The sequence below is a fragment of the Hyphomicrobium sp. genome, assembly GCF_009026145.1.
Taxonomy (GTDB): domain Bacteria; phylum Pseudomonadota; class Alphaproteobacteria; order Rhizobiales; family Hyphomicrobiaceae; genus Hyphomicrobium_A.
On record NZ_WBUE01000037.1, the window covers coordinates 24,105 to 34,608 of the forward strand.

Annotated in this window: 6 protein-coding genes, 1 pseudogene and 1 riboswitch; all 7 genes and pseudogenes read left to right on the plus strand. The window is 68.5% G+C overall.

Translation table 11 applies throughout. The annotated features are described in order from the left end of the window. Complete coding sequence (locus F9K20_RS19560; RefSeq protein ID WP_291005943.1) at window positions 1–975, plus strand: DUF58 domain-containing protein; 975 nt, start codon at window positions 1–3, stop codon at window positions 973–975. Next, the gene (locus F9K20_RS19565; RefSeq protein WP_291005946.1) at window positions 972–3,866 is read left to right on the plus strand and encodes a DUF4159 domain-containing protein; all 2,895 of its coding nucleotides are present in this window, start codon (window positions 972–974) and stop codon (window positions 3,864–3,866) included. Before F9K20_RS19560 ends, F9K20_RS19565 begins: the two co-directional genes overlap by 4 nt. A 10-nt stretch (window positions 3,867–3,876) precedes the next feature. Further along, the gene (locus tag F9K20_RS19570) at window positions 3,877–6,000 is read left to right on the plus strand and encodes a hypothetical protein (RefSeq protein WP_291005948.1); all 2,124 of its coding nucleotides are present in this window, start codon (window positions 3,877–3,879) and stop codon (window positions 5,998–6,000) included. Between the two features lie 99 nt (window positions 6,001–6,099). After that, entirely contained in the window at window positions 6,100–6,486 is a 387-nt protein-coding gene (locus F9K20_RS19575) for a hypothetical protein (RefSeq protein ID WP_291005950.1), read from the plus strand. 45 nt (window positions 6,487–6,531) lie between these two features. Beyond that, a riboswitch (TPP riboswitch) is annotated at window positions 6,532–6,639 on the plus strand. Continuing rightward, a complete protein-coding gene (locus F9K20_RS19580; protein ID WP_291005952.1) occupies window positions 6,629–7,417 on the plus strand; it encodes a phosphodiester glycosidase family protein in 789 nt (262 codons plus the stop codon). (Overlaps the previous riboswitch by 11 nt.) After that, window positions 7,414–9,378: a phosphomethylpyrimidine synthase ThiC gene (thiC, locus tag F9K20_RS19585; RefSeq protein ID WP_291005954.1), complete on the plus strand. Its 1,965-nt coding sequence runs from the start codon at window positions 7,414–7,416 to the stop codon at window positions 9,376–9,378. Before F9K20_RS19580 ends, thiC begins: the two co-directional genes overlap by 4 nt. A 185-nt stretch (window positions 9,379–9,563) precedes the next feature. Continuing rightward, a pseudogene (locus F9K20_RS19590) lies at window positions 9,564–10,504 on the plus strand (hypothetical protein); the annotation flags it as partial.

Below are 10,504 nucleotides of genomic sequence, written 5' to 3' on the forward strand. Positions count from 1 at the left end.
ATGGCGAACGCCGTGCACTCCCGTCAGGATCCTGCCAGCGGTGCCGGGGTCCTGGCGCTCGAACGCGAAGCGCACGGCCTTGCCGACCGCCTGCCGGAAATCCTCATCGACGCGCAGCGCATCGCGCAGACGGTGGCGCACGGTCTGCACGGCCGCCGCCGCGCCGGACCCGGCGAGACGTTCTGGCAATTCCGCCAGTTTCAGTCGAGCGACACGTTGCGCCAGATCGACTGGCGCCGCTCGGCAAGCTCCGATCATCTCTACGTGCGCGAGCGCGAGTGGGAAGCCGCGCATACCGTGTGGCTGTGGCCCGACCTGTCGGAATCGATGAACTTCCGCAGCCACCTTGCTACGACGACCAAGCGCGATCGCGCGCTGTTGCTCATGCTGGCCGCCGCCGAGCTACTGGTGCGTGGCGGTGAGCGCGTCGCCCTGCTCGGGCTGACGCCCCCTACGGCCAGCCGCAAGGCGACGACGCGCATGGCCGAGGCGATCCTCGCCCACGAGGGCACACCGATCCTGCAATCGACGCAGCCGCCGAAGCTGCATCTTGCGCGCTTCTCGGGTGCCATCCTCATCAGCGACTTCCTCGACCCGATCGAGCGCACCCGCGCGCACGTCGAGCAGCTCGCCGCCGACGGCGCCGTCGGTCACCTCATCGAGATCGTCGATCCGGCCGAGGAAACGCTTCCCTACGAGGGACGCACCGAGTTCCTAAGCCCGGACGGCGGCCAACGCTGGGTCGCCGACCGCGTACAGAGCCTGCGCGCGCAATACAAGGAACGGCTCGAGGCGCATCGCGCCCAGCTCATGGAGCTGGCCGGCCGCGTCGGCTGGTCGTTCCTCGTACACCATACCGACCGCTCGCCGGCCGAGCCGCTCCTGTCGCTCATCATGCGCATGCAGGGCGGTGCTGGCGATCATCGCTGGCAATCCGCCGATAGCGCCGCGATGCAATCCGAGGCACGACCATGAGCTTCGGCGCCCTGGCTTTCCTCAATCCATGGCTGCTGGCGGCACTTGCCACGCTGCCCATTATCTATTGGCTGCTGCGCACGGTCCCCCCCAGCCCGCACCGGGTCACCTTTCCGCCCACGCGCATCCTGGTCGGCCTCGAGAACCAGGAGAAGACGCCGGCCGCCTCCCCGTGGTGGCTGACGCTGCTCCGCCTGCTCGCCGCTGCGCTGCTCATCTTCGCGCTCGCCGAGCCGGTGCTGAACCCCTCGCGCGATGCGGCACTCGGCGGCAGCGGTCCTGTCGCCATCGTCGTCGATAACGGCTGGGCCTCCGCCGCCCGCTGGGACGAGCGCACACGCATGATCGAACACGTCATTGCCGAGGCGGAGGGGCAAAGCCGTCCCATCGTCGTCGTGCCGACAGCGAGCACGGCAAAGAGCTTCACCGCCCGCATCGAGGCGCCGTCCGAAGCGCGCTCGACCGCCGCCGCGCTCACGCCGCAACCGTTCGCTCCCGATCGCCTCGCCGCCACCGGCGCGCTCGGCTCCGCGCTTGCCGGCGCCAAGGGCGCCAGCATCGTCTGGCTGAGCGACGACATCGATCACGACGGCAAGGCGGCCGAGGTCGCCGATAAGCTGCGATCCCTTGCCCAGGGTGGCACGTTCGCCGTCATCGAGGACGCGCGCAGCGCCGAGCCGCTCGGCGTCGCTGCCGGGATCGGGCAAAGCGGTAAGCTGGAAGCGCGCGTACTGCGTCCGCAAGGCGCTGCACGCAGTGGCTTCGCGCACGCCATCTCGACGCGCGGCCAACGACTGGCCGAGGCGCCGTTCAAATTCGCCCCTGGCGCGGCGTCAACCACCGTACCGTTCGATCTGCCGCTCGAGCTGCGCAACCAGGTTGGCCGCGTCGAGGTCGCCGGCGAGCGCTCGGCCGGTGCCGTCAGCCTCATCGACGCGCGCTCGCAGTGGCATCGCGTAGCGCTCATCTCGGGCGAAAGCCGCGAGCAGGCGCAGCCGCTGCTGGCGCCGCTCTACTACATCGAGAAGGCGTTGACGCCGTATGCCGAGCTGATCAAGCCGAAGGGCTCGAACCTCGCCGCCGGCATCAAGGAGGCGCTGTCACAGAACGCGAGCGTGCTGATGCTGGCCGACATCGGCACACTGTCCGGCGAGGCGGAAAAACACGTCGAGAACTGGGTTAAGAAGGGCGGCGTGCTCGTACGCTTCGCCGGCCCGCGCCTCGAGAACGGCGGCGACGATCTGCTCCCCGTTCCGCTGCGTGTCGGCGGCCGCACCCTCGGCGGCGCGCTGTCGTGGTCGACGCCGCAGAAGCTCGCTCCCATCGAGGACCAGAGCCTGTTCGCCGGCACGCCTGTGCCGCCAGAGGTGACCGTCAGTCGCCAGGTGCTCGCCGACCCCGCCATGCTCGGCCCCGACGTGCACGTGTGGGCGCGGCTGCAGGACGGCACGCCACTCGTCACCGAGCGCAAGCTCGGCGACGGCCAGATCATCCTCTTCCACGTCACCGCCAACTCCGACTGGTCGAACCTGCCGTTGTCGGGGTTGTTCGTCGAAATGCTGCGCCGTATCTCGGCACTCGGCGGCGGCGTCGCGGACGGCGGCGAATCCGGCAGCGGCACGGCCAACAATGGCGCCGAGGATTCAACCTCCGTGCTACCCCCGCTGCAGACGCTCGATGGCTTCGGCATCCTTGCCCCGCCGCCACCCACAGCGCAGCCGGTGCCGGCGGCCAAGGTGCACGACCTCGTGCCGAGCCTCGATCATCCGCCCGGCTACTACGGTGCCGGCGGCTCGCCGCGCGCCGTCAACGTGCTGGGTCCGAAAAGCACGCTCAAGCCGCTGCCGTCGCTTCCTAGCGGCACCGAGCGGCTGAGCTACGCGAGCGAGAGCGCGCAACCGCTGAAGTCGTGGCTGCTGCTCGCCGCACTGGCGCTGCTGTTCGCCGACATCATCGCCGTCATTCTTCTGCAGGCCGGCGGCTTGCGTCTGTGGCGCCATGCGCGCCGCCGCCCGGCGCACGCCGCGCTCATCCTCGCCGTGGCCGGCACCGCGGGACTGCTGCTCGCCGCCCCGCACGCATTCGCGCAGCCGCTCGGGACTCAGCCAACCGAAAGCGCCGCCAGCACGCAAGCCACTGACGAGCGCGCCATCGAGGCAACGAGCAAGGTCACGCTCGGCTACGTGCTGACGGGCGACAAGGACATCGACGAGATCAGCCGACTCGGCCTCGACGGTCTGGGACGCCTGCTGTCGGTGCGCACCGCCGTCGAGCCGGGCCGTCCAATGGGCGTCAACATCCTCAGCGACGAGATCGCCTTTTACCCCGTGCTCTACTGGCCGGTATTGCCCGATGCCACGGCGCTGCCGGAGGAGACGCTCGCCAAGATCGACGCCTACATGAAGCAGGGTGGGCTCATCATCTTCGACACGCAGGACTACGGGCGCGGCGTCGCCGGCAGCGGCGCAGCCGGCATCAATGAGTCGGCGCTGCAGCGGATCATCGGCAAGCTGGACGTGCCGCGGCTGGAGCCGGTGCCGGAGAACCACGTGCTCACCAAGGCGTTCTACCTGTTGCGCAACTTCCCCGGCCGCTGGGACGGCGGGCAGCTGTGGGTCGAGGCGCTGGACACCGGCACCGGGTTCGATCAGAGCCGCCGCGCGCGCGTCTCGGATGGCGTCACCTCGATCATCGTCACGCCCAACGATCTTGCTGCCGCGTGGGCGCTCGACGAAGGCGGACGGCCGATCTACCCGACCGTCGGCGGCGGCGAGGACCAACGCGAGATGGCTTTCCGCACCGGCATCAACATCGTCATGCATGCGCTGACCGGCAATTACAAGGCCGACCAGGTGCACGTGCCGGCGCTGCTCGAAAGGCTCGGGCAATGAGGATGCGCGCATGAACTGGTCGATCGACTTCGCGCCCATGCTGCCCGCCCCGTTCTTCTGGGCCGCGGGCGCGCTGGCGCTCGTGCTCATCGGCTATCTGCTCTACCGCCGCTCGCGCGGCGCCTTGCTGCGTGCCGCCGCCATTGCCGCCGTGCTCGCCGCGCTCGCCAATCCCACCTTGCGCGAGGAGCAGCGCGAGAGCCTCGCCAACGTCGCCATCGTCATCGTCGACGAAAGCGCCAGCCAGACGCTCGGCGACCGCAAGGCGCAGACGGCGGCGGTAAAGGCCGACCTCGAAGCCAAGCTCGGCAAGATCCCCAACCTGCAGGTCAAATGGATACCGGCCTCACGCCCGGGGGACATGACCTCGCCCGGCACGCATCTCTTCGCCGACCTCAACAAGGCTCTCGCCGATACCCCGCCCGACCGCCTCGCCGGCGTCATCATGCTGACCGACGGCGAGGTCCACGACGTGCCGATGTCCGCCACCCAGCTCGGCTTCGACGCGCCGGTGCACGCCCTCATTACCGGCGCTCCCGACGAGTTCGACCGCCGCATCGAGATTCTCTCGGCGCCGCGCTACGGCATCGTCGGTCAGTCGCGCGAGATCGAGGTTGCCGTGCGCGAGGCCGGCAAGACCGGCGCCGCAAGTGAGCCGATCACGCTGAAGGTGCGTCGCGAGGGGCGCGCGGACGAGCGCGTCGCCACGGTCGTCAACAGCCCCGTCAAGATCGAGATGCCGTTCCCGCACGCCGGCCAGAACATCCTCGAAGTGGAGCTCGACACCGCGCCCGGCGAGTTGACGCCCGCCAACAACCGCGCCGTCATCGCGGCGGAGGGCGTGCGCGAGAACCTGCGCGTGCTGCTTGTTTCCGGCGAGCCGCACGCTGGCGAGCGCACCTGGCGCAACCTGTTGAAGTCGGATGCCGCCGTGGACCTCGTGCACTTCACGATTCTCCGCCCGCCCGAGAAGCACGACGGGACGCCGATCAACCAGCTGTCGCTGATTGCCTTCCCGACGCGCGAGCTGTTCTCGGAGAAGATCAACGACTTCGACCTGATCATCTTCGACCGCTATCAGCACCGCGGCCTGTTGCAGCTGCCGTACTACGACAACATCGCCCGCTATGTGGAAGAGCACGGCGGCGCATTGCTGATCGCCGCCGGCGACGACTATGCCGGCAACTTGAGCCTGTTCCGCACCCCGCTATCGCCGGTGCTACCGGCGATCCCCACGGGGCGCGTGCTGTCGGAGCCGTTCAAGGCCAAGCTCACCGGCGATGGCAGGAAGCACCCCGTAACGCAGGGTCTGCCCGGCGCGGGCGCCGAGAACGCACAGCCGACCTGGGGCCGCTGGTTCCGCCAGGTGGAGGTGCAGCCCGAGCACGGCCGCACCCTGATGGACGGGGCTGAGAACGAGCCCCTCTTGGTGCTCGACCACAAGGGCAAGGGGCGCGTGGCGCTGCTCACCTCCGATCAGGCGTGGCTGTGGGCGCGCGGCTATGAAGGTGGCGGGCCGCACAGCGACCTGTTGCGCCGCCTGTCGCACTGGCTGATGAAGGAGCCCGACCTCGAGGAGGAGCGGCTGATCGCTACGGCGCGCGGCCTGCACCTCACCATCGAGCGCCGCTCGATGGAGGACAAGGTCGCGCCGGTGACGTTGTCGGGCCCGGGTGGGGAAACCTCGCAGGTCACGCTCGAGCCGGCGGGTGCCGGCATCTGGCGCGCCCCCGTCGACGTCAAAATCCCCGGCCTCTACAAAGCCCAGACGAAAGCCCAATCGGGCGAGCTGCAGGCCGTCGCCCACGCCGGCATCGACGACCCGATCGAAATGAGCGAGGTGACGGCGACCGACGCCAAGCTGCAGCCCATCCTCGACGCCACCGGCGGCGGCGCCTTCTGGACCAGCACGTCGGCGGAATCAACGCGCGCCGACCCGTCCGCGGTCGAGGTGCCGCGCGTCTCCATGCTGTCGGGCGCCAAGGTGCTGGCCGGCTCCGGCTGGATGGGCCTGAAAGACCGCGAGGCGTTCATCACCCGCGGCGTGAAGCTGACGCCGATGTTCACCGGCTTCGGCGCCCTCGCGGCGCTGCTCATGCTGGTGTCGCTCGCCTGGTGGCGCGAGGGCCGCTGACCTTCCTCCATGTCATCTGAGGGTTAGCGGCTTCGCTTGCTGGCTAGCGGCACAGCGCCCACACTTCCCGTATTCGAATCACTTGCGGGAGGACAGGATATGGACACCTCGGTTTTCCTTGCCCGGCTGCTCGGGCCCATGCTCGTCGTGCTGGCTATCGGGTTGATCGTGCGCCAGGACTCCTGGAGCTCGATGGCCAAGGAGTTCATTGCCAGCCAACCACTGGTGTTCCTGAGCGGCTTCCTGACGCTGCTCGGCGGTCTCGCGCTGGTCAATACGCACAACGTGTGGGAGGCCGGCTGGCCGGTGATCATCACCATTTTCGGCTGGCTCGCCGTCATCGGCGGCGCGGCGCGCATGCTGTGCCCGCAGACCGTGATGGGCATCGGCGAGAAGATGCTCAACAACAAGACATATCTCACCGTGGGCGGCGTGGTCGAAGGCCTGCTCGGCCTGTGGCTGTGCTACGTGGGCTATCTGGCCTGAAGCCGCTGCCGACTTGCATGCGCCGCCGCGGCGGCGCACATTACGTCTAGTTCCGAGGGGCGCCGGTGGACCGGCTGAGATCGTGCTGTCGCGCGAGCACCCTTAGAACCTGATCCGGGTCATGCCGGCGAAGGGACGGAATATGCTCACCCATCTCACCAAGCGCTTCAGCAGTCTTCTGTCGGCAGGCAGTGCGCTCGTCGTCGTTGCACTGGCAACGGCGGATGCGGGCTATGCAGCTTGCCGCAACGAGACCATCGCGCGCGCGCGCTACGTCATCTGCGAGTTCGACGCGCACGAGGATATCGAGCTGCTCCTGCGCGACGCGTCCGGCGCGCCGCTCGGACAGTTCGATCGCGTGAGTGACGTTCTTGCCGGACGCAAGCGCACCCTCCTCTTCGCCATGAATGCCGGCATGTACCACGAGGACCGCTCGCCGGTCGGCCTTTACGTGGAGAACGGCCATGAGCTGAAGCGGCTGTCGATGGCCGACGGACCCGGCAATTTCAGCATGAAGCCCAACGGCGTGTTCTTTGTCGCCGACGGTGCTGCGGGCGTGCTCGAGACAACAGCATTTCTGCGCAGCAAGCTTAGCCCGCAGTTCGCTACCCAGTCAGGCCCCATGCTGGTGATCGACGGGCGCCTGCACCCGCGCTTCCTGAAGGACGCTACATCCAAGCACCGGCGCAACGGCGTCGGCGTCGATGCTTCGCGCGTCGTCTTCGCGCTGGCCGATACGCCCGTCACCTTCCATCAATTCGCGCGCGTGTTCCGTGACGTCTTGAAGACGCCCAATGCGCTCTATCTCGACGGCTCGATATCACGCCTCTACGCCGCCGATCTCAACCGCAACGACTTCGGGATCCCCATGGGACCGATCGTTGCCGTCTCCGCCCCCTTTCCCGACCAAGCGCAGGGATCCAAGCCATGAACAAGGTAACGCGTAAATCCGAGCTGACGCAGCCGAAGGTGACGACCGGACCGTTGCCGGCTTCGCGCAAGGTGTATTCCGCCCCGCAAGGCTTCGCCGGTCTGCAGGTGCCGTTCCGCGAGATAGTGCTGTCGGAGAAGAGCGGCGAGCAGCCGGTGCGCGTCTACGATCCGTCCGGCACCTATACGGACGCCGGCGCCACGATCGACGTGACGCGCGGGCTGCCGCGCCCGCGCGCAGCGTGGGTGAAGGAGCGCGGCGGCGTCGAAGAGTACGAAGGGCGCGCGGTGAAGCCGGAGGACAACGGCAACGTTTCCGCCACGCATCTCGCGCGCGACTTCCCCAACAAGCCGCAGCCCTATCGCGGACTTGCCGGCAAGCCGATTACGCAGCTCGAACATGCGCGCGCTGGCGTCATCACCAAGGAGATGGCGTATGTGGCGCACAGAGAGAACATGGGCCGCAAGGCCATGTTGGAGCGGGCGCAAGCGGCGCTGAAGGACGGAGAGAGCTTCGGCGCCGCCATTCCCGCTTTCATCACGCCCGAGTTCGTGCGCAGCGAGGTGGCGCGCGGGCGCGCCATCATACCCGCCAACATCAACCACGGCGAGTTGGAGCCGATGATCATCGGCCGCAACTTCCTCACCAAGATCAACGCCAACATCGGCAACTCCGCCGTCACCTCCTCGGTCGAGGAGGAGGTGGAGAAGATGGTATGGGCGATCCGCTGGGGCGCCGACACGGTGATGGACCTCTCGACCGGGCGCAACATCCATACGACGCGCGAATGGATCCTGCGCAACTCCCCGGTGCCCATCGGCACGGTGCCGATCTACCAGGCGCTGGAGAAGGTCGACGGCGACCCGGTGAAGCTCGACTGGGAGGTCTACAAGGACACGCTCATCGAGCAGTGCGAGCAGGGCGTCGACTATTTCACCATCCACGCCGGCGTGCGCCTGCGCTACGTGCCGCTCACCGCAACCCGTGTGACCGGCATCGTGTCGCGCGGCGGCTCGATCATGGCCAAGTGGTGCCTCGCGCACCACAAGGAGAGCTTCCTCTACGAGCGCTTCGCGGAGATTTGCGACATCATGCGCAGGTATGATGTCTCCTTCTCGCTCGGCGACGGCCTGCGACCCGGCTCCATCGCCGATGCCAACGACCGCGCACAGTTCGCCGAGCTGGAGACGCTGGGCGAGTTGACCAAGATCGCCTGGGACAAGGGCTGCCAGGTGATGATCGAGGGTCCGGGGCACATCCCGATGCACAAGATCAAGGTCAACGTCGAGAAGCAGCTGGAGCTATGCGGCGAGGCGCCGTTCTACACGCTGGGGCCGCTCGTCACCGACATAGCACCGGGCTACGACCACATCACGTCCGGCATCGGCGCCGCCATGATCGGCTGGTTCGGCACCGCGATGCTCTGCTATGTGACGCCGAAGGAGCACTTGGGGCTGCCCAACCGTGACGACGTGAAGACGGGCGTCATCACCTACAAGATCGCGGCGCATGCCGCCGACCTCGCCAAGGGGCACCCGGCGGCGCAGCTGCGCGATGATGCCTTGAGCCGCGCGCGCTTCGAGTTCCGCTGGGAGGACCAGTTCAATTTATCGCTCGACCCCGACACGGCGCGCGCCTTTCACGACGAGACGCTGCCGAAGGAGGCGCACAAGGTGGCGCACTTCTGCTCCATGTGCGGGCCGAAGTTCTGCTCCATGGAGATCACGCAGCAGGTGCGCGACCACGCGGCGCGGCTCAACGAAGGCGCGGTGGAGCTTACCGAGGAGACGACGCAGGTCGACCCGGAGTCAGATGGCGTCGCCGATGAGGTGGCGCGCGAGGCCGGCATGCGCGACGCCCGCGAAGCGGGCATGCGCGAGATGAGCGAGAAGTTCCGCGCCCTCGGCGGGGAGGTGTATGTGGAGACCGACACCGCCAAGCCGGCGCGCCGCCGGGGCTAGGACTCGACGCGCCCGCGGAAGACTGAGTTCCCAAGCATCCTATTGAGCCGGCTCGACATCTCCTCCACAGCCGCGTGCTGAGCGAATCGGTCGATACTTCGCGCACGGACGAGCCGCGGCGCCCTAGCGTCGCGCGCGACGTGGCGAACCTCTTGAGGCCGCATGTGAGCCGCGCTTTACGCAGCTTGACGACGGCAATCCTGCTGGCCGCGGCCGGGGCGCTGCCGGCTGCGGCCGCCGACGTCGCCGAGGAGATTCTCGCCAAGGGCATCGAGGCCTACCACGCCGGCAAGCTGGAGCCGGCCATCGGCGGCATCAACGCGGCGCTGCGCGCCCGGCTGCCGGCGGTGCAGGTGGCGCGCGCGCACTACTATCGCGGTCTCGCCTACCGCAAGCAGGGCAACCCGGGGCGCGCCATCACCGACCTGACGCGCGCCCTCGATGACCCGGGGCTGACGGACGCCGAGCGCTCGGACGCCATGGAGGCGCGCAGCGCCGCCTATCAGGAGGCGGGCATCGCCGATGAGGAAACGGTGGTGGTGGCAACGGACAGCGGCGAGCGCGTGAAGCCGGCGCATGCCGCGCAGCCGGCACGCGTCGAGGCTCCGCGCTCGGCCGCGGCCGCCAGCGCGTGGACGACCGCGTCGACGTCGACATCGATTGCCGCGCCGCCCGCCGCCCAGGCGGCGGTGCCGAAATGGGATGGGGCGACGCAAGTGGCGATCGCCGCTCCGTTGGTGCCTGCCGTGCCCGCATTGACGGCATCGGCGCCGGCGCCGGACAAGAGAGAGCCCGCCGCCGCGTTGACCGCGGCCGACCGACCGGCGACGTCGAAGTGGAGCGGCGGGACGCGGATCGCAGTGGCCACCCCAAAGGTCCCGGCCCCGGCATCGCCTTCCGCAACGAAAACTACGGTGCAAGCGACACCGAACAAGTGGGCCGCAAAGCAGATCGCCATGGCGCCCCTGCCCCCGGTTCCCGTGCACAAGGCTTCGGCTCAACCTACAGCGTCCGATTGGTCCGCCAGCGCGCAGGTGGCTGTGGCCGCGCCGCCGCCCGCCAAGCCGATAGTGTCGCCGGCGAAGCCGCTGGCGCCCTTCGTCACGCAGGTGGCGGCGGTCATGCC

Bases quoted from the DNA above. Each gene is read 5' to 3' on its own strand.
- F9K20_RS19560 (WP_291005943.1), top strand. From the start codon at position 1: ATGGCGAACGCCGTGCACTCCCGTCAGGATCCTGCCAGCGGTGCCGGG.
- F9K20_RS19565 (WP_291005946.1), top strand. From the start codon at position 972: ATGAGCTTCGGCGCCCTGGCTTTCCTCAATCCATGGCTGCTGGCGGCA.
- F9K20_RS19570 (WP_291005948.1), top strand. From the start codon at position 3,877: ATGAACTGGTCGATCGACTTCGCGCCCATGCTGCCCGCCCCGTTCTTC.
- F9K20_RS19575 (WP_291005950.1), top strand. From the start codon at position 6,100: ATGGACACCTCGGTTTTCCTTGCCCGGCTGCTCGGGCCCATGCTCGTC.
- F9K20_RS19580 (WP_291005952.1), top strand. From the start codon at position 6,629: ATGCTCACCCATCTCACCAAGCGCTTCAGCAGTCTTCTGTCGGCAGGC.
- thiC (WP_291005954.1), top strand. From the start codon at position 7,414: ATGAACAAGGTAACGCGTAAATCCGAGCTGACGCAGCCGAAGGTGACG.